Origin of the sequence: Bacillus sp. 22483 (assembly GCF_052044605.1) — a bacterium.
Classification (GTDB): domain Bacteria; phylum Bacillota; class Bacilli; order Bacillales; family Bacillaceae; genus Bacillus; species Bacillus altitudinis.
The window spans coordinates 75,118-94,686 of sequence record NZ_JBQENU010000010.1; the positions used below are offsets into that span (position 1 = coordinate 75,118).

Here is a 19,569-nt window from a genome sequence, read left to right on the forward strand (position 1 = left end):
CCTTTCTAACGTGAAAGGGATTTTTCTATGACTTTTTTAATACTTTCCCCTGCATGACGATATATGTAGTAAGGGGGAATTAGAACATGAAAAAGAAAGCGTTTGCTTCAAGGAGTGTCTTTTTTCAATTGATGTCAGCCATTATCGTTATTACAATTTTAACAGGCGGACTTGTAGGAACAACGGGGTATTTTTTAGCGAAAAATGTCTTAATTGATGCAGGGAAAGCAGATTTAAAACACATCGTAAATGGAGCGATGGCCACTCTTGAACAATTGAACGACCGTGTGGAGAAAAAAGAACTGACGCTTGAACAGGCGCAGGAACAAGCCCGTATTTACTTGAGCGGGCCGAAGAATGACAACGGGAAAGGGTATCAATTTCAAAAATCAGATTTCATCTATAAAAATAAAGGCTACCTTGTCGCATATGGAGCCGATTATTCATCACAGGTTCATCCGGTTAACGACATCGGCGTCATCCCAGATAACACGACAAATCGTCAAAAAATGGTCGCTGGCGCCACAGCAAAAGGTGAGGATGCACACTATATCACCTATATGGATAAAGACGATGCCACAGGGGAAGAAAAGCAAAAACTCGCTTATATGAACCAGTTTACACCGTGGAATTGGAGTATAGGAATCGCTGTATTTCAGGATGAATTTTATAAAGAACTAGAGCAGATGAAGCTCTATATTATTCTCATTACAGCAGGTGTCGCTCTTTTAAGTATGGGTGTCTTTTATTTGGCAGCCCGAGGAAAAGTGAGATTGCTCAAGCAAGTCACGGCTGCTTCAAAAGAAATTGCGGCGGGCAATATTGAACGCACCAGCTTAAAAGAAACCTCGGATGAAATTGGACAGCTGGCAAAAGGCTTTAATCATATGTCAGGAGAGCTCAGAGCACTTGTGAGCGGTTTGCAGGAAACGAGCAGCCAGCTCGTCGAATCTGCGACAGATCTATCCGCCATCTCTGAAGAAACATCCGCTAGCAGTGAAGAAATTGGCCGAGCGATTGGAGATATCTCAACTGGGACCCTTCATCAAGCATCAGACCTTGAGGTAGCCAATCAACAAATGACTCAGTTCAATCAATCCATTGAAAACGTCAAAGAACAAAGCGACCAGATCAAACGAATTTCAGACCAGTCGAACCAATCTTCCGAGCAGGGTCAGCAAATTGTCCAGCAATTAAAACAATCAAATGAGCAATCCATTCAGGCATCTCAAGGCATTCGATCAGGGATTGAGCAGTTAAGTACAAAAGTACAAGATATTTCTCAAATCACAGATACCATTGAAAGCATTTCAAACGAAACGAACTTACTGGCCCTGAATGCGAGCATTGAAGCAGCTCGTGCAGGAGAGCATGGCAAAGGATTCTCGGTTGTGGCGAGTGAAGTGCGGAATTTAGCTGAACAGACAAAGCAATCAGCTGTTCAAATACAGCAGATGATTCAAGGCATTAAAGAAGAAACGACGGCTACAGCTGGCATGATGTCCAAAACAATGGATCGTTTTGCCGAGCTTGATGAAGCGGTTCATGCAACAGAACAAGAATTCAATTCCATCTCTACATCGATTTCACAAACCATCGTTGAAACGAATGCGATGGCAAAAGAGCTGAATACATTACTGGAACAAAACGACCTCATCACAAAAGCGATGCATGGTGCAGCGCATATTTCTCAAGAAAATGCCGCAGCGATTGAAGAAATCACTGCATCTACTGACGAACAAGTCACCGCCATCTCCAATGTGGCGAAGGCAGCAGAAAGGCTCAATGAGCTAAGCATGCGATTGAATCAAGATATTGCACGTTATCGTTTATAAGGTATGGTCAAACGGACGTCGAAAAGTCGATGTCCGTTTTTTTATTTAGACGACTTTCGTCCTTATTGCCCGTCGCTTTTGATTTGTTTGGTACGTTCGATAGGCTTTCCAAGCATTGGCACATAAAAGCCCTGTGAGTAAGTAGGATAAGCTGTTAAATAAATAGAAGTCCACACATGAAACGACAGCACAGAGGATACCAAAGATGATTTGATCACGATTCTTTGCTGGTGAAGTAGGTGGATCAGTCAACATAAAGAATGCAAGGAACAAGACGGCATTTAAGTAGGGCGTAATAAAAGCAGATGAAGCATCCGTTAGGCCGATGAATCCCAATATGAGGTGAATGAGTCCGTATGCGGCTAGAAAGGCGAAAACTTGCGGGAACTTTTGTACGCGGCTTGTCACCAAATAACCGCCGACCACCACTAGGATTATAGTCCACCAAGGTAGAAGAGACATACCGCCCCACCAGCTTTGATTGGAAGAAAATAAAATGACTGAGAGCCATAAACCAAATGCGGCTGGATTCAAAATTGGTTTCTTTTGATAAGTGATGACATGCTTAGATAAAATGGCTACTGCGGCTGTGAAAGTAGATACAGCAAAAGAAGTGGCTGGACTGAGAACAATGCCAATAATCAGCCCTGTGAGCAGAGCTCCATCAGGGAATGTGTGTTTATGACGTTTCCGAATCACTCTTGTAATAAAAGTGTCAAGAATCAGTGCTGTCCCAATGCTGGTGGCAACTGTAGTGAGACCACTAAGAAATCCAGTGTGCAGACTGCCGGCGGCTAGAAGAACCAAAAGAATGGCAATGACATACCGTTTCGGCGTCCGAATGTAGGTTTTTAGTGAAGGCGATGATTTCAAAAATGTTTGGTCTGTGGTTGGTGCTGGCTGTAATTCCATAATGGAACCTCCTTCATCTCCGGTGTTAGGGTCATATCAGCATCTTGATCCACCATCACGGCAGGTATTTCATGTTCGGCTAAAAAAGAATAACCTCCTTCTCTACCTAATAAAAAAGCAGCTGTAGAGAGACTATCTGCGAGCATACCGAGTGGTGCAATGACGGTACAGCTTAACAAACTTTGTTCAGACTGTTTCGTTTGAGGGAGAATCAAATGGTGCGTATGAGGATCATTACGGCTGATCCGTTCATAGCTTCCAGATGTACAAATCGCACAATTAGTCGTTTGAATGACCGAGATGTTGGTCTGTTTGTGAATGGGATGCCGAATCCCAATTGTCCACTCTTCTTGTTGTTCGTTAAATCCAGATACCAACACATCCCCACCAGCATTCATCATAAAGCCTTCCCATGCTTCAAGCTCTTTTGCGGCAAGATCGCACGCAAATCCCTTTGCAATAGAACCGAAATCCAAAATAAGCGGTTTGTTCAAATAAATCGTCCGATTCGTCTCGTTTAACTGGACGTCACGGTAATGAACGGCTGTGTGTGGAACGTCATCTGATGAAAAAGTCTGTCCTGTCGTGTATAACCGATTGAATCCTTTTTGTTCCATGACTTTCCCGATGGTTGGATCATACTTTCCATTTGTTAATTCAGCTAACTCTAACGCATAGGCTGTTAAATCGAAAAGCATTTCACTGACTAATACCTCTTGATTTGAGCGATTGGCTAACTTCATGACTTCCGAATCAGAACGAAAACGGCTAAACCGATGTTCGATATCGTAAAAAATGGAAAAAGCGCGATTGATGTCTTCTAAAACAGCTCGTCGATCTTCTTCATAGGCAACCACTTGAATATTGATAACAGTTCCCATAGCCAGCATGGATTTTTGATAAGTCATCAGTTTTTGTTGTCCTAACCATTTCATCATAGTGTCTCCTCTCTATGCCTTTGCCTGCTCTAAAGCCTGAGCAACGGCTGTTTCAAAATCCTGAGTACTTAATGTTGCACCGCTCACCGTATCTACATCAGCACTTTGTCTGATAACCACTTCATTAGGTAATGATGAAATGGAGCTTTGCCCGTATCTAGTGTTATCACTCGTAATCTCGACAGAAGTGATATTTCCTTGTTTGATGGTAACAGATACACTGATAGAGCCAATCTCATTTGATCCAGTACCAGAGAAAGTACCATCCTTGAGTTCAGTTTCTGAAGTGGTATCTTCTGTTTGAGTGGCGGTAGTATCTGATGTGAGAGATGTATTATTAGAAGCGTCTGCTTGTGTATTTGATTGTGCTGTTTGAACGGCTTGAGCGTGATGGGTAGTTGCATAACCAGTGATGTATAAGCTGCTAATGGCTGCGGTGCAAAGACTAATCATTTTCTTATTTATTTTTGCCATGATGTATCCTACCTCCTATTACGATCTACTATATAGAAGAAATTTGAACAAACCATGAACAAGAAAAGAACGATTTTAGATAATGGGTATGAAGAATCAAGATGTTACACGTTATCATTTATTTTTGACTGTGGTTCATTTATCAGGTAGGATGAAATAAATCTAAACCTTGCTCACGCAATCAAAAAGGAGTGTTTCGTCCATGAAAAAGAAAATATTGATGTTCTTACCTTGTGGCTACGGATACTCCACTGCTGTTTTCTTTTAGGATAGACAAAAATTGGTGAAGTCTGTCTACAGGAGGAAAAACACGCAGAAAAATCATAGTGAGTGAGGGATTTACATGGAAAAAATCACGAGAAAAAACCCAGAAAGTATGCCGAAACCCGTTGGCAACTACAGTCATATCACGAGGGTGCCAAAGGGTGCGGGGTTATTTGTGACATCAGGTCAAGTAGGGACAGGAGCGGATGGACAGATCCCATCAAGCTTAAACGACCAAGTCACCAATACGTTTGAAAATATAAAGAGAATCCTTGCATCAGAAGGATTGAATGAAGAACACGTCATCAAAGTCAATATTTGGGCAACAGAAGAAATTGATTGGGACCATCTATATCCACAGTGGGATGCAATCTTCAAAACGGCATATCCATCAATGACCGTTGCCTATGTGACTGCATTAGGGTGGCCAGAGCTGAAAATCGAAATAGAGCTATGGTGTGCCGATATTTAATCAAAAAAAGAACAGTGCAAACTGTTCTTTTTTTGATGAGTATTTATGAAACAGCTTTGAATCGCTTTGTAATGAATGCACCGAGAAATGCACAGGCTGTGTAGATGATGACCCAAATGAGAAAGGTTTTATTTCCACCAATAAAGGTGAACATCAGAATCACACTCGCTACCAGCACAATCAAGGTGGGGAACCAAATGTTCTTTAAAAACAATGTGCCGAAAATACCAATCAGCACAGAGATCATAGGTAAACCAAATACAACGAATAAGACAAAAACAGCCATGTTAATTACTCCTTTGAACCAAATCAACTATTTACATAAAAACATATAACAGTGCTGCACCCATATGCGGAAGAGCAAAGATGATGAAAAGAAACGCCGTATCAAGACGAAATATCCGGTGTTCTTTTGTTTCAGAGTGATAGGCCGCTCGTGCCTCTTCCCCGTTGGTCCATGCACCCATAAGAAATCCAGATGCAACGAACGCAATAATAGAGATTCCACCACTGACGAATCCAATCCATTCATGGTGCTGTAATATGAGCGCCGCACTGCAAATCACCAGCATGGAGCAAACACCAACAAAAAAAGCATGTTTCTTTCTCATTACGCTTCACTCCTTCGGACAGCTATTAGGAGACCGCATCACATATTTCAATGAAATGTCCATCAGGATCAGACACGTAACTAACCGTTTGTCCCCACGGCTTCTTGGCAGGTTCCTTGATGACAGGTACTCCTTTTTCCTTCAAGGCCGCAATGGTTTCATTCACATCATCCACAACAAAGCCAATCTCAAACGTTTGTGACGAGCTAACTGCCTCTGGAACAGGCAGACCAAGTGCCTCTTTCACATCTTGGCGTGAATTAATCGATAAGGTCACTTCTCCTGTATCAAACTCAACATAGGATTCAACTCTCAATTTAATCGGGAAACCGAGGATATGATGGTAGAACTGAATACTTGCTTCAACATCGTTTACATATAGAATGGTATATTTCATTTTCATATGGAAAGCTCCTCTCTTCATATACGTGTCAAAACCGGAAAGGTTTCCCACTCATTTTAACATATAGGTCATAAGAATTATTAAATTCCAAAAAAACCAATATTTTCACCTCAATCGTCTTGAAAAACAAAATGTGGTGACATATGATAAAAATGTAAAATGAGAAAAAATAGGGGGGAACTTACATGTTGAAAAAAATCATGGTGGCTGTCATATCATTCGGTCTTTTACTTAGCTTTACACAAGTTGACACTCACACAGCGGATGCAAAGACAGTCAAGTACAAAAACTGCAAAGCACTCAACAAAGTGTATAAAGGCGGCGTGGCAAAAAGCAAAAATACGAAAAATAAAGGTGGAAAAACGAAGTACAAGCCTTATGCATCAAAAGCACTTTACTTAAAAAATAAACACCTTGACCGTGATAAAGACGGCATTGCGTGTGAACGTTAAGAAGAAGAAAAAAGACCTGTCACAAGGTCTTTTTTCTATGGGATCAAACTCGTCCCTTTGTGCCATCTTCATCTTTATATTAAAATAAAGATAGATTCAAAAAATGATACAAAGTGGGGTACTCAATTTGTCAACACAAGCTGATAAGAAAGACATCCGATTGATTGCCATTGATATGGATGGCACGCTGTTAAACAGTGAGCACGTCATTCCTGAGGAAAATAAACAAGCCATTAAAGAAGCAGAAGCCAAAGGGGTCCATGTGGTGATTAGTACAGGACGTACGCTGATGACATGCAAAGAGCTGGTCGAGCCGCTGAAACTCTCTTCCTATCTTGTCACAGCGAACGGAAGTGAAATTTGGGATTCAAACTTCCAGTTGATTGAACGGGAACTACTGCATCCCGATCACGTTCAGATGATGTGGGATCTAAAAAACAGATACGAAACCGATTACTGGGCATCTACTGTGGATAAGGTGTGGAGAGGAGAATTCCCTGAACGCATTCATGACCACGAATGGTTGAAATTTGGTTTTGATATTCATGACGATGCTGTACGTGAGGAAGTCCTCCATACATTGAAAACAAATGGACAGCTAGAAATCACGAATTCCAGTCCAACCAATATTGAAGTCAATGCAGCAGGCATTAACAAAGCGGCAGCTCTTGCAAAAGTAGCAGAACGCATTGGCTGCACAATGGACAATGTCATGTCACTTGGCGACAGCCTAAATGATATGGCGATGATTCAAGAAGCCGGATTAGGCATTGCAATGGGCAATGCACAAGAAGTTGTGAAAGAAGCGGCTGATTGGATTACGGCTCCTAATACAGAGCACGGGGTAGCAAAAGCCATTCAGCATTGGGTGCTGTCTAAATAAACGAGTAGAAAAAGTGAGAGGACATGACCTCTCACTTTTTTTGTTTTCTCCTAGTTCTATTGTTATATTTTCTGACAATTTCATGTGCAGTCTATCCAAAGTTGGTATAATCAATATAAATTCGAATATTCGGACTTTCTATTCCGTAATTCGGAACGACAAGGAGGGGTCCTATGTATCAAGTGGATATTAACTGTGATTTGGGAGAAAGTTTTGGTCAATACACCATCGGTTCAGATGAACAAATTCTTGAATATGTTACCTCAGCCAATATTGCATGCGGTTTTCATGCGGGAGATCCAACTGTGATGAGAAAGACGGTTAAAATGGCACTGGATAAAGGGGTTCAAATTGGTGCACATCCAGGTCTGCAAGATTTAGTCGGTTTTGGCAGACGTCCAATCGCGATCTCAGCAGAGGAAGCCTATGATCTTGTGATCTATCAAATTGGTGCACTATCAGCCTTTCTGAAAGCAGAAGGCGGTACGATGCAGCACGTCAAACCACATGGCGCCCTTTACAACATGGCGGCTAAAAATACTGAATTATCTGAATCTATTGCGAAGGCTGTGTATGATATTGATCCTAACCTTGTGTTATTTGCGCTGTCAGGCAGTGAACTTGCGTTAGCAGGGGAAAGAATCGGTCTTCAAGTGGCACATGAAGTTTTTTCTGATCGGACGTATCAACCAGACGGGACACTGACATCACGCCGTGAACCTCATGCACTTATTGAAGAGGATGAAAGGGCGGTTCAGCAGGTCATCCGTATGGTAAGAGAGGGAAAAGTGCAGACAGTGCAAGGGGAAGATGTTCAGCTCAAAGCAGATACGGTGTGCATCCACGGGGATGGCAGTCACGCGCTTCAATTTGCAAAAACCATTACAGCGAAGCTAAAAGAAGCCACTATTCAACTCAAGGCCTTTCGATAAATCGTCATCAAAGGGGGAAACAGCATGAAAAGAGAGAAAGCCAAACAGATGAAAGCTCCAAAAGGGAACCGTTCTATGCTGATGGGCGCAGCCTTTTTAATGGCAACGTCCGCCATTGGACCGGGATTTTTAACACAAACAACGGTGTTCACACAGCAGCTCGCAGCTAGCTTTGGGTTTGTCATCTTGATTTCCATTTTACTAGACATTTTTGCGCAAACAAATGTATGGCGTATCATTGCCGTCTCGGAAAAAAGAGGACAGGACATTGCCAATATGGTTCTGCCGGGGCTCGGATATGTGTTAGCCTGTTTGATTGTCATTGGGGGTCTTGCCTTTAATATTGGAAATATCGCTGGTGCGGGTCTCGGTTTTCAGGTCATATTCGGCGTCGATCCCCGCATAGGGGCTGGGGTCAGTGCAGTCATTGCCATTCTCATTTTTGTCATCAAAGAGGCAGGAAAAGCGATGGACCGATTCACACAAATCGCTGGTTTTGTCATGATTGGTCTGATGCTGTATGTGGCTATTTCTACAGCACCGCCAGTTGGAGAAGCGGTTATGAGAACTTTCGTGCCAGAGAAAATTGACATGTTATCAATTGTCACACTTGTCGGCGGGACAGTTGGTGGCTATATCGTTTTTGCTGGTGGTCATCGTCTGCTGGATGCTGGCATTAAGGGGAAGGAAGCATTGCCGCAAGTGACGAAAAGTTCCATTTTCGGTATTTTGATCACATCCGTGATGCGTGTGGCTTTGTTTTTAGCCGTTCTAGGAGTTGTCTCAAAAGGCTTACAGATTGATCCGTCGAACCCGCCTGCGTCTGTTTTTCAATTAGCATCTGGAAATGTTGGATATAAAATGTTCGGGATTATTATGTGGGCTGCTGCCATTACCTCAGTCATTGGAGCAGCATACACCTCCGTTTCCTTCTTTAAAACCTTCTCACCAAAAATCGAGAAAAATCAACGAGGCATTATCGTTGGATTCATTGCGCTCTCGACCATTTGTTTTATAACGATTGGAAGACCTGTGAACATATTGATTTTGGTTGGGGCCATCAATGCATTGATCTTGCCGCTTGCACTCGGAACATTGCTGATTGCTGCCTATAAAAAAGAAATTGTCGGTGATTATCGCCATCCATTCTTTTTGACCGCAACAGGTGCGTTTGTTGTTGTCATCATGGCAATCATGGGCGGATATACCATCATGAATGAAATTCCAAAACTATGGAGCTGATCACATGAAAGCATATCAAACCTATAAGCCGTCACAAATAAGGGAATTGATTCGTAAGCAGAAGATCACAGGCCCAACGGCTGGCTTTGCTGAGGGATTTGCGCAAGCCAACTTAATGATCGTCAAAAAAGAGCTGGCCTTCGATTTTCTTTTATTTTGTCAGCGGAATCCGGCTTCGTGTCCTTTGCTTGATGTGCTCGACCCAGGTGATCCAGTGCCAAGGCGTTCAGCACCTGATGCCGATATTCGAACGGATTTCCCTAAATACCGTGTTTACAAAAAAGGGGTTCTTCAAGAAGAGATAACAGATATTTCTTCCTATTGGGAGGATGATATGGTGGGCTTTCTCATCGGATGCAGCTTTACGTTTGAGCATGCACTCATGCTGAATGACATTCCTGTCCGCCATATTGAAAATGGACATAATGTCCCAATGTATCAAACGAACATTTCATGTGAAAGGGCAGGTGTATTCCATGGTCCGATGGTTGTCAGCATGAGGCCGATCCCAGCGCATCAAGTCACAAGAAGTGTTCAGGTGACGTCTAGATTCCCATCGGTACATGGCGGTCCTATCCATATAGGTGATCCAGCTGTGATTGGTATTGAACATGTAGATCAACCAGACTTTGGAGAACCATCTGTGTTCAAAGAAGGGGAAGTTCCGGTGTTTTGGGCATGTGGTGTGACGCCGCAAGCCATCGTCATGCACACTAAGCCAGACATTGCGATCACCCATGCACCCGGTCATATGTTTATTACAGATGTAAGAGATCAAAAGCTCGGTGTCCTGTAGAAAGAGAGGTGTCATAAGAGTGGCATTTTCAACGATAAAAGATACGATCACGTTCCACCCGCTAGGAGACGCAGCCATTGTCATCCAAGCCGGGACTGACATAAGTGAAGACATTCATGAGCGTGTGAAGCAGCTGTTTTCATGTATTGAACAGCATCCATTTGAAGGATATGTGGAAGCTGTTCAAGCTTTTACAAACGTGACCGTCTTTTATGAGCCCTATAAGGTGTATCAATCTGCTCAGCTTAAGCAACGTGCGATCTCTCCGTATGAATGGGTCAAAGACTATATTGAAAACCTCCTTGAAGACAACTGGCAGGAGGGGAATCAGGTAAAGCGCCGGATCGTCGACATTCCTGTATGTTATGGAGGAGAGCTCGGCCCTGACTTAGAAGAAGTCGCCCGTATCAATGATTTGACGCCTGAAGAAGTTGTACGCATCCACACATCCGGGACGTATCTTGTCTATATGATTGGGTTTGCTCCTGGGTTCCCGTTTTTAGGCGGACTTTCTGAAAAAATTGCAGCTCCGCGCAGACAAACACCAAGAATGTCGATTCCAAAAGGATCTGTGGGTATTGCGGGGAAGCAGACAGGGGTTTATCCGATATCTACACCCGGAGGCTGGCAGCTCATTGGACAAACCCCTTTGTCCTTATTTCGGCCGAATGCTGAGAGACCTAGTCTACTAAAGGCAGGGGACGAGGTTCGATTTGTTCAACTGTCTGAAAAGGAATTTTTCAGCATGAAGGAGGAAGATCGTTGAGTATGCATGTCATCAAGCCAGGAATGTTCACCACCATTCAAGATAAAGGGAGAATAGGCTATCAGAAGTACGGTGTGTTAACGAGCGGCGGCATGGACCCGCTCTCGCTCCGAATTGCCAACATCCTCACCGGGAATCAAGAAAACGAAGCGGTGCTGGAAATCACTTTAATGGGGCCCGGCCCAGCGTTGACATGTCAGAAGGATCAGCTGATTGCCGTGACCGGTGCTGATGTGGAGATTGAGATTGACGGGGAACAAGCGCCTCTATGGAAACCACTCTTCATTCGAGCAGGAAGCACGATCACCTTTGGCCCTTGTAAGAGGGGATGCCGCTCCTACCTCGCTGTAGCCGGTGGATTTGATGTTGAGCCGGTGATGAAAAGTAAAAGTACGTACGTCAGAGCTAAGATAGGCGGGATAGAAGGGCGTCCGCTAGAAAAAGGAGACGTCCTGCCAATTGGAGAACCGTCACCACTGGCGGAGCGCCTCGTTCACATGTTAAAAAGCAAAGGGGAACGTGCGCCAGACTGGACAGTCAATCATGCGCATTTTTTGCCTCTCGGGAAATCACCAGTCATTCGGGTGCTTGCAGGCAGACATTTATCTCATTTTCAGGAAGAATCGCAGCAAGCTTTTTTCGAGCGGTCTTATCAGGTCACTCCCCAATCTGATCGTATGGGATGCAGATTGAAAGGGGAACCGATTCGTTTAAAGCAAAAACTTGAATTGATTTCAGAAGCGGTTGCTTTTGGCTCTATTCAAATTCCTCCTGACGGCCAGCCGATTATTCTGCTCGCAGATCGTCAAACGACAGGTGGATATCCCCGAATTGGTGAGGTGGCAACAGTCGATTTGCCGCTCATTGCGCAGGCGATGCCTGGAGCGAATCTCACGTTTCAACAAATTGGCCGCCAAGAAGCAGAGCAAGCCTTATTCACACAAGAAGCAGAGATGAAGGACCTGACGGCAAGATTAAAACTCGAAGCATTTTCGTTTTAGAAAAGGTGAGGAACATGCAGAACACAAATAAAACCGTTGTGAAATCAATGGAGATATTACGGCTTTTTATCACACACGAACAATTAACGTTAAATGACATGATTGAGCTCTCGAACATGCCCAAAACATCTGTACACCGAATGGCCAACTCGTTAGCCGATATGGGGTTATTAGAAAAGCATCCTTCAGGTGTTTACCGATTAGGATTGATGTTCCTTGAATACGGTCAGCTTGTCGCAGACCGCCTCGATATCCGTAGAATTGCAAAGCCCTTTATGGAAAACTTGCGTGATGAGGTAGGTGAGGCTGTTCAGCTCATTATTCGTGAAGGAGATGAAGCCATTTATGTGGAGAAAATGGAAGGAACGCAGCCTGTCCGGCTCTATACCGCTGTCGGAAGGAGATCCCCATTATATGCGGGAGCTTGTGCGAGAAGTATTCTCTCCTTTTTGCCAGAGGAAGAGAGACTTGCCTATATTGATTCGGTAGAGCTCGGGAAAATCGGGATCGGAACCATTACCGATAAAGATGTCCTGCGAAACATGATCGAAGAATCAAACAGGCGTGGATATACCTTAAGCTATTCAGAGCTTGAAAACTATACTGCGGCTATTGGAGCGCCCATTTTCAATCATCACGGAGAAGTGGCAGCAGGCATTAGTATTGCAGGGTTTGAGGCTGGCTATCAAAAGGAACGGCTTCCTTATTTAATTGAGCAGGTCAAAAAAGCGGCCAGCGGCATTTCAAAAGAATTAGGTTTTGCAACTGAACAAATAAAAAGCCAATGACCGTTAAGATCATTGGCTTTTTGCGTGTTCATGATTAGAAAGTTTTACCTAAAGCTTTTGCACGTTCGATCGCATCTGCTTTAATTTGTTCTGCTTTTGCAGGCTCAGCATTGTGACCTTCAACAATAAGACCTTCGAAAGAAGGAATACCGAAGAAGTTTGCAATTGTTCCAAGGTAACGGTGACCTGCTTCTAGTTCAGCAGCAGGACCTTCAGTGTAGTATCCGCCACGTGCTTGGATGTGTAGCGCTTTTTTGTCTGTTAGTAATCCAACAGGACCTTGCTCAGTGTATTTGAATGTTTTACCAGCTACAGCAACAGAGTCGATGTATGCTTTAAGAACTGGTGGGAATGAGAAGTTCCAAAGTGGTGAAACAAATACGTATTTGTCAGCAGAAACGAATTGATCGCTTAATTCGTTTAGGCGAGCAACTTTCGCTTGCTCTTCAGCTGAAAGTGTATCGAAGCCAGCACCAGATTGAAGCTTGCCCCATCCAGCGAATACATCTGCATCAATGTGAGGAATGTTTTCTTTGTACAAATCGATATGTACAACCTCGTCACTTGGATTTGCTTCCTTATAAGATTCGATAAATGCTTTAGCAGTAGCCATACTGTAAGAAACTGTTTCATCATGCGGATGTGCAGTGATGTATAAAACTTTTGCCATGTTCATTCAATCCTTCCTGTTTCAATGATTTTTTTAGTGTATCCCAAAGATACACTGAATATGTGGCATCTTTAATCATATTGGAATGCTATGAAAAAGATGTAACAAGCACAGTTACATAAAAACTGATATTTTCATTGTAATCACTATATAGTTTGAAGTCAAGGTATAAAGTCTTGAAATCAAGATAAAAAGTTTGTAAATTTTTCTGAAACGCTTCAAGTTCGCGATTTAAGCAAAAAACCCTACTTCCATTGAACAAAAAATGAATCGATATCGCAAGTAAAGTGTTTGTAAATGCGCCCATCCTGCGTCTTTGAAAAAAAGGTGGATGCCTTTAAGCCATCTGCTACAAGCATTTCTTCTTCTTTTTCGTATATATAAGAGAAGGCAGGAGAGAGTGAGGGATAAGAGTGGGACGATCCTATGTTGCGATTGGAGATTCCTTAACGGTTGGGGTGGGGGCACGTTTATTTGGCGGCGGTTTTACGGAGCGATATGCGGCGAAGCTTGAAAAGAAGCTGAATATACCGGTGAAACTGTCCGTATTTGCGAAATCAGGGTTAACAACGGAAGAAATCTTGCAGCTTTTTCAGCGGTCTGATGTAAGACGGGCGATTGCTCATGCTGACATCATCACCATCACAGGCTGCGGGAATGATCTTGTTCAAGCTGTTCTGCAGTATGAAAAAGGTGAAGATGAAAAGACACTGCTGCAAGCGTCTATGCATTGTCAGGCGAATTTTAGCAAAATGGTTCAAGAAATCGCTCTGATAAAAAGAGGGCAGCATCAACCATACTGCGTATATTTATTGAATTTATATAATCCTTTTCCTGAGATTCCGATCGCCGAGAGATGGCTGAAGCAATACAACCATCACCTTCGCCAGCTTGCTACGAATCCACATGTAGAAGTGGTGGATATTTACGGTGTATTTGAAAGTCATCAAAGCGCATACTTATCGATTGATCAATTTCATCCGAACCACAAAGGATATGAAGCAATGGCAGAAGCGCTGTTTCAAAAATCCGCTAAGCAACTGTGATCCCGCGGGATTACAGTTTTTTTCATTCTTTTAAATGAAGGGCTGTTTCGATATGATAAAAGAAACTAAGACAAAAGAGGTGGATGCATGCAGGAGATGAGTGCGTATTTTCATGAATTGAAAGGAACAGCTTATGAGGTAGGAAAGCAGCAGGCTATTTGGCTGAAGGAACGCCCTTTGCTTAAGAAACAATACATTCAATCAGAACCGTTATCAAAAGAGGCTGTGAAGGAAACAAAGCAGCTGGTTCGACCGTTTCTTCCTCAGTTAGAAGAAGAGCTCTCGGGATTTTGTGATGCTATGCAAATAGATGAAAGCGATTTGACCTTTTTCTATTCTTCGCATCTTCAGCCAGGCTGTTCCCATTGTGTGATGCAGAGGAATGAGGCTGCCAATCAACAGACGGTGATGCTTCGCAACTATGATTTTTCTCCGCTGTTTGATGATATGCGTCTTGTATCTACGCATGTGAAGGGCTCAGCAGTCCATACAGGCTCATCATTAATCTTATTTGGTCGATCGGATGGGATGAATGAACATGGTCTATCGGTGACATTTTCTGCATGCGGTCCGCCTATTGGCAACGAACCAGGCTTAAAGCCGCCGGCTGTTGCTGGCTTGCAAGTATATCATGTCATTCGTGCTGTGCTAGAGTCCTGTAAAACGGTGGAGGATGCCGTCCGTTTGGTACAGGAAATGCCTGTCGCGTCTAATGTTCACCTCATGCTTGCTGACCGGAAGGGAGAGGCGGCTGTGATTGAAATGATTGATGGGCAAAAAAAGGTGAGAAGGCCGGAGCGTGGATTTATTGCGGCTACGAACCATCCGCTCGCTGATCACACGGCAAAAGGGTTGACGAAACATCATTCTGTTGTCAGGTACGACATGTTAATTCAAGCTTTAGAAGAACAGCCGTCAAGCGAGTCTCTGACAGAACTATTTCAGACAGAATACCCTGCTGGTCTGACTGTGCACAATTATGAAGAGCTGTTTGGTACGATGCGAACCGTCATGTTTCGGCCGGAGGAAGGGACGATGGAGTATTGCTTTGGCTCTCCCGTCTATAATCCTACCTATTCATTAAAGGTCGGGGGCACACTGCCATTTCATGAACAAACGATTCAATTTCATCAAAAGGATTATGGACCTTCCTTTTGGAGAAACGTGTGAGTCTTTCATTTTGTCACAGCCTGTGTGCCAAATTTAGATCAACTTCAGGTTGCATCGATCAGTGAAAGCGTTTTATATTAAAGTGTGACAATAGACCTATTTAAGCAGAAGGAGGCATTTCATGTACATAACGGCACGAGAACAGAAAGTGATCAAATATATGATTCAGCAAAATCGTTATGTCACCATTCGTGAGATCGCCGATTCTGTTCAGGTAAGTACAAGAACCATTCATAGAGAACTTAAATCCATTAAACCTATTTTAAAGAATTACAACCTATCACTTGATAAACAGCCGGGGAAGGGCTTGAAGGCGGTCGGTGAACAGGAAGACAAACAGCGGCTTCTGTCTCATATTTCAAATGAAGACCAAATTGAATATAGTTCTGATGAACGGAAGCTCTTAATCCTGTGTGCCCTACTTGAAGCAAAAGAACCGGTGAAATTATATACACTTGCAGCCGACTTGCAGGTCACAAATGCGACCATCAGCTACGACTTAGATGAACTGACGGACTGGATCGCTCCTTACGGTTTACTGCTTATCCGCAAGCGTGGGTACGGCATTGAATTAAAAGGACCGGAGGAAGCCAAACGAAAAATTGTCGGGAACCTGATCGTTGACCGTCTCGACATTCAATTATTTCTCGAAACGATTGAGATGAATATTAAACATCGAACGAAAGCGACTGAAAAGGTGTTTGGGGTAGTCAGTCGAGGACAGCTGCTCAAGGTAGAAAGGCTGCTCTTTCATTTGAAAAACAGACTCTCTCTCTCGTTGTCAGATAGTGCCTATATTGCACTTGTCGTTCACTTAACCTATGCCATTGAACGCATTCAAATCGGTGAAACCATTCGGATGGAAGAGGAAGAATTGCTTGAATTAAAGCGGACGAAGGAATTTGAATCTTCACTCAGAATCGCACGAGCATTAGAACGCATGTTTAATGTAGAGATTCCTGAAGCTGAAGTTGGATACATGACCATCCATTTGCGCAGTGCAAATCGAAGCTTTACGGCAGAATACCGCATTGATGAGATTGAGTTAGATATCGCGCTGAGAACGAAGAAACTCATTGACTTTATTTCTCATAAAACAGGCTATCATTTAAATGAAAACGATTCATTGTATGAGGGACTCGTGTCTCATCTTGAACCAGCTATGAACCGATTAAAAGAAAAGATGCGGATTTATAATCCGCTCACACAACAAATAAAAAAAGACTACTTCTTGCTGTTCATGGCGATTGAAGAAGGTGTGGAGCGCTTCTTTCCTGAGATCGAATTTCCTGAGGATGAAATTGCCTTTATCGTGCTTCACTTTGGTTCGGTGCTTGAAATTAAAAAAGAAGAAACCAAGATTCATGCATTGGTCGTTTGCTCAAGCGGTATCGGTTCGTCAAAAATGCTCGCATCACGATTAAAAAAAGAATTGCCTGAGATCGCCAAATTCGATCTATCTTCCTTAATGGAGCTAAAGGAAATCGACGCTGCAAGCTACGACATGATCGTATCAACCGTGCCGATCCCCTATGAGCATATTGATTACATTATGGTCAGCCCGCTCTTAAACGAGGATGACGCAGTGCGGGTCAAGTCTCATATTAAACGAAAAATTCCTTATCTGATTGAGAAAAAAAGAGCGCAGGAATCTGCAAAAGAATCGGTGGAGGAAACGGTTGATATGATAGGAATGGCAGAGCAAATCACGAATTATATGTCAGTGATTCGCAGCATCTTGTCCCATTTTACAATCGAAAAAAAGAAGACGACGGAGCAGCATGAGTCAACAATGAGAGAGCTGATGCGTCAGGTTGAAAGTCAAGGCTATTTAGAACGTGCAGACGAAGTGACAGCCGGTTTGCTTGAGCGTGAGCAGCAAGGTGGTTTAGGCATTCCAGGAACCGAGTTTGCTCTTTTTCACTTAAAGCATGATCTCATTAAGAAACCGGTCTTTCATATCTATGATCTTGATGAGGCATACGAGATCAAAAGCATGGATGGCGGGCAGCAGCTTATGTCCAGAATGCTCCTCATGCTAGCGCCGCTAGAGCTTGGCAAAGAAGGGTCTGAAATGTTTAGCCTGATCAGTTCATCTATCATTGAAAGCGAAGAAAGCATGGCGCTTTATGGACAAGGAACAAAGGAAGAGATTGAACAGAAATTACATCAACTTTTTTATCAATTTGTCAAAGAGGCAAAATGGTAAGAAAAAAGCCGAGAGCTTATTCGCTTCTCGGCTTTTTTGCTGTGACACAGACAGCGAGGGTGGGACGAATCTCCTCATATTCAACAGAAAACTGATCAAATCCAGCAAATTCTAAATCATTGAGGATGCTTTCGCTCATTTCTTTTGTTCGATTGGCGTCCGCTCCTTTTTCTCTTGGTTGCATCACAATGACGAGTGTTCCACCCGGCTTCAAGGTGTGATAAAGGTTGAGTGCGCCAGCCTTTGGGTCATCCCAAATCGTATAATTGTTAACAGAAAGTACTTTGTCATACTGATCTGCCGGCAGGCGCGTTTTTTCAATTTTCCCGACATACAGCCTGACCTGCTTCTCTTTGGATCGTTTCTTTATACGCGAATGCGCCTGTTCCTTCATAGTTGAAGAAGCATCTAGTCCATCAATGTGAAGATCGTCAAAATGCTTGAGCATATGTTTGATGCTATAGCCGGGGCCATAGCCTATTTCCAATATGTTTTCACCATCTGATAAATCTAAATGCTGGATCGCCCATTGATTCAGTGCCTTATTTTCATTTGCCATAATAAAACCTGCGATGCTTCCGAGCCAGCCTTTTGGTCTGCTAAAGGTTTTAGAAATGGTTGACAGCATGTGAGAACGCTCCTTTTTTATGTTTATGTAACCGATTTTTCCCATCCTGAAACCTGTCAGTTTTCAAAACGCATTGATGAAGCATAGGGATGTTTGAGTGAAAAAATGAAGTGGTAATGAAAGGATACATCAACAAATCAAGGAGGAGCTTACACATGGATTTACGTGAATACTTAACAAATGGCATTCCGCGCCAAACGCAGGATCAGCAGCCAGGCAGTGAAAGAGAAATGAATCCTGCGCCGATCTATGAGGATGAATCGTATAAAGGGTCTGGTAAGCTAAAAGGAAAAGTAGCGCTGATTACAGGGGGAGACAGCGGAATTGGACGTGCCGTTTCTGTTGCGTATGCCAAAGAAGGAGCTCATGTCGCGATTGTATACTTAAATGAACATGAGGATGCAGAAGATACGCAAAAACGTGTAGAACAGGAAGGCGTTAAATGTTTAACGATTGCAGGGGATGTCGGGGACGAAGCCTTTTGCGAGAAAGCGGTAGAAAAGACAGTTGAAGCCTTTGGGAAGCTGGACATCTTAGTCAATAATGCGGCCGAACAGCATCCGAAAGAACGTATTCAAGATATTTCTAGTGAACAGCTTCACCAAACCTTTAGAACCAATTTCTATTCTTATTTTTATTTTACGAAGAAGGCACTCGATTACTTAAAACCGGGAAGTTCCATTATTAATACAACATCTATTAACCCGTATCGAGGCAACAAAGTGCTCATTGATTATACGGCGACAAAAGGGGCCATCAACGGCTTTACTCGTTCTATGGCACAGTCGCTTGTGAAAGATGGAATTCGGGTCAACGGTGTAGCACCCGGTCCAATTTGGACGCCGCTCATTCCATCTACATTTGATGAAGACAGTGTCGAAAACTTCGGGGCCGAGACCCCAATGGGAAGACCAGGACAGCCTGTGGAGCATGTAGGCTGCTATGTACTGCTTGCTTCGGACGAATCGTCTTATATGACGGGACAGACACTTCACGTCAACGGCGGTTCCTTTATGAATACATGATCAATAAACACGCCGCCCAGCTTTGATTGGGCGGTGTATTTAGTATTTCTTC

Annotated in this window: 22 protein-coding genes; 14 read left to right on the plus strand and 8 right to left on the minus strand. The window is 43.2% G+C overall.

From position 1 onward, the window contains the following. The first annotated feature begins 86 nt into the window (after positions 1-86). The gene (locus ACTJJQ_RS14785) at positions 87-1,835 is read left to right on the plus strand and encodes a methyl-accepting chemotaxis protein (protein ID WP_256689012.1); all 1,749 of its coding nucleotides are present in this window, start codon (positions 87-89) and stop codon (positions 1,833-1,835) included. Between the two features lie 45 nt (positions 1,836-1,880). Here the strand turns inward: ACTJJQ_RS14785 and ACTJJQ_RS14790 are convergent, their stop codons facing one another. From ACTJJQ_RS14790 to ACTJJQ_RS14800, 3 genes are read right to left on the minus strand one after another with little or no spacing between them, the layout of a single operon-like run. Further along, entirely contained in the window at positions 1,881-2,747 is an 867-nt protein-coding gene (locus ACTJJQ_RS14790; RefSeq protein ID WP_440600337.1) for an RnfABCDGE type electron transport complex subunit D, read from the minus strand. After that, positions 2,705-3,682 carry an FAD:protein FMN transferase gene (locus tag ACTJJQ_RS14795; protein ID WP_052320635.1) on the minus strand — a complete coding sequence of 326 codons (978 nt, stop codon included), beginning with the start codon at positions 3,680-3,682 and terminating at the stop codon, positions 2,705-2,707. Before ACTJJQ_RS14795 ends, ACTJJQ_RS14790 begins: the two co-directional genes overlap by 43 nt. A gap of 15 nt (positions 3,683-3,697) precedes the next feature. Continuing rightward, entirely contained in the window at positions 3,698-4,159 is a 462-nt protein-coding gene (locus ACTJJQ_RS14800; protein ID WP_052320634.1) for an FMN-binding protein, read from the minus strand. A gap of 343 nt (positions 4,160-4,502) precedes the next feature. Here ACTJJQ_RS14800 and ACTJJQ_RS14805 point away from each other — a divergent pair, with 343 nt between their 5' ends. Then, positions 4,503-4,895: a RidA family protein gene (locus tag ACTJJQ_RS14805; protein WP_007498112.1), complete on the plus strand. Its 393-nt coding sequence runs from the start codon at positions 4,503-4,505 to the stop codon at positions 4,893-4,895. Between the two features lie 43 nt (positions 4,896-4,938). Here ACTJJQ_RS14805 and ACTJJQ_RS14810 read toward each other — a convergent pair whose 3' ends face one another. The 3 genes from ACTJJQ_RS14810 to ACTJJQ_RS14820 are packed head-to-tail and all read right to left on the minus strand — an operon-like array spanning position 4,939 to position 5,909. After that, on the minus strand, positions 4,939-5,181 hold the full coding sequence (locus tag ACTJJQ_RS14810) for a DUF2651 family protein (RefSeq protein ID WP_025206762.1): 243 nt from the start codon (positions 5,179-5,181) through the stop codon (positions 4,939-4,941). 31 nt (positions 5,182-5,212) lie between these two features. Next, on the minus strand, positions 5,213-5,506 hold the full coding sequence (locus tag ACTJJQ_RS14815) for a DUF5316 family protein (RefSeq protein ID WP_440600338.1): 294 nt from the start codon (positions 5,504-5,506) through the stop codon (positions 5,213-5,215). A 25-nt stretch (positions 5,507-5,531) separates the two neighbouring features. Beyond that, positions 5,532-5,909 carry a VOC family protein gene (locus tag ACTJJQ_RS14820; RefSeq protein ID WP_025206763.1) on the minus strand — a complete coding sequence of 126 codons (378 nt, stop codon included), beginning with the start codon at positions 5,907-5,909 and terminating at the stop codon, positions 5,532-5,534. A 200-nt stretch (positions 5,910-6,109) separates the two neighbouring features. Between ACTJJQ_RS14820 and ACTJJQ_RS14825 the strand changes: the two genes are divergently transcribed. The 8 genes from ACTJJQ_RS14825 to ACTJJQ_RS14860 all read left to right on the plus strand — a co-directional run bounded on the left by ACTJJQ_RS14825 (position 6,110) and on the right by ACTJJQ_RS14860 (position 12,769). Next, on the plus strand, positions 6,110-6,361 hold the full coding sequence (locus ACTJJQ_RS14825) for an excalibur calcium-binding domain-containing protein (protein WP_396484135.1): 252 nt from the start codon (positions 6,110-6,112) through the stop codon (positions 6,359-6,361). A 103-nt stretch (positions 6,362-6,464) separates the two neighbouring features. Continuing rightward, complete coding sequence (locus tag ACTJJQ_RS14830) at positions 6,465-7,244, plus strand: Cof-type HAD-IIB family hydrolase (protein ID WP_375831194.1); 780 nt, start codon at positions 6,465-6,467, stop codon at positions 7,242-7,244. A 173-nt stretch (positions 7,245-7,417) separates the two neighbouring features. Further along, positions 7,418-8,176 carry a LamB/YcsF family protein gene (locus ACTJJQ_RS14835; RefSeq protein ID WP_440600339.1) on the plus strand — a complete coding sequence of 253 codons (759 nt, stop codon included), beginning with the start codon at positions 7,418-7,420 and terminating at the stop codon, positions 8,174-8,176. A gap of 24 nt (positions 8,177-8,200) precedes the next feature. After that, entirely contained in the window at positions 8,201-9,418 is a 1,218-nt protein-coding gene (locus ACTJJQ_RS14840; protein ID WP_007498097.1) for an NRAMP family divalent metal transporter, read from the plus strand. 4 nt (positions 9,419-9,422) lie between these two features. Then, a complete protein-coding gene (locus ACTJJQ_RS14845; RefSeq protein ID WP_440600340.1) occupies positions 9,423-10,214 on the plus strand; it encodes a putative hydro-lyase in 792 nt (263 codons plus the stop codon). Between the two features lie 19 nt (positions 10,215-10,233). Then, on the plus strand, positions 10,234-10,980 hold the full coding sequence (gene pxpB / locus ACTJJQ_RS14850) for a 5-oxoprolinase subunit PxpB (protein ID WP_025206767.1): 747 nt from the start codon (positions 10,234-10,236) through the stop codon (positions 10,978-10,980). Next, positions 10,977-11,981, plus strand: coding sequence for a biotin-dependent carboxyltransferase family protein (locus ACTJJQ_RS14855; protein ID WP_272878965.1), 1,005 nt, complete (start codon positions 10,977-10,979; stop codon positions 11,979-11,981). Before pxpB ends, ACTJJQ_RS14855 begins: the two co-directional genes overlap by 4 nt. A gap of 14 nt (positions 11,982-11,995) precedes the next feature. Beyond that, positions 11,996-12,769: an IclR family transcriptional regulator gene (locus ACTJJQ_RS14860; RefSeq protein WP_242731587.1), complete on the plus strand. Its 774-nt coding sequence runs from the start codon at positions 11,996-11,998 to the stop codon at positions 12,767-12,769. Between the two features lie 34 nt (positions 12,770-12,803). On the opposite strand, the gene ACTJJQ_RS14865 is transcribed toward ACTJJQ_RS14860, so the two are convergent. After that, positions 12,804-13,439, minus strand: coding sequence for an FMN-dependent NADH-azoreductase (locus tag ACTJJQ_RS14865; protein WP_024720223.1), 636 nt, complete (start codon positions 13,437-13,439; stop codon positions 12,804-12,806). 413 nt (positions 13,440-13,852) lie between these two features. Between ACTJJQ_RS14865 and ACTJJQ_RS14870 the strand changes: the two genes are divergently transcribed. From ACTJJQ_RS14870 to ACTJJQ_RS14880, 3 genes are all read left to right on the plus strand, one after another. Continuing rightward, entirely contained in the window at positions 13,853-14,485 is a 633-nt protein-coding gene (locus ACTJJQ_RS14870) for a GDSL-type esterase/lipase family protein (RefSeq protein ID WP_242731589.1), read from the plus strand. An 87-nt stretch (positions 14,486-14,572) separates the two neighbouring features. Next, a complete protein-coding gene (locus ACTJJQ_RS14875; protein WP_440600341.1) occupies positions 14,573-15,655 on the plus strand; it encodes a C45 family autoproteolytic acyltransferase/hydolase in 1,083 nt (360 codons plus the stop codon). A 121-nt stretch (positions 15,656-15,776) separates the two neighbouring features. After that, positions 15,777-17,864: a BglG family transcription antiterminator gene (locus tag ACTJJQ_RS14880; RefSeq protein ID WP_008347174.1), complete on the plus strand. Its 2,088-nt coding sequence runs from the start codon at positions 15,777-15,779 to the stop codon at positions 17,862-17,864. A gap of 16 nt (positions 17,865-17,880) precedes the next feature. On the opposite strand, the gene ACTJJQ_RS14885 is transcribed toward ACTJJQ_RS14880, so the two are convergent. Beyond that, positions 17,881-18,492 carry a class I SAM-dependent methyltransferase gene (locus ACTJJQ_RS14885; RefSeq protein ID WP_024720226.1) on the minus strand — a complete coding sequence of 204 codons (612 nt, stop codon included), beginning with the start codon at positions 18,490-18,492 and terminating at the stop codon, positions 17,881-17,883. A gap of 155 nt (positions 18,493-18,647) precedes the next feature. On the opposite strand from ACTJJQ_RS14885, the gene ACTJJQ_RS14890 reads away from it, so the two are divergent. Beyond that, positions 18,648-19,517 (plus strand): SDR family oxidoreductase, encoded by an 870-nt coding sequence (locus ACTJJQ_RS14890; protein ID WP_008347170.1) that lies wholly within the window; start codon positions 18,648-18,650, stop codon positions 19,515-19,517. Positions 19,518-19,569 lie beyond the last annotated feature (52 nt).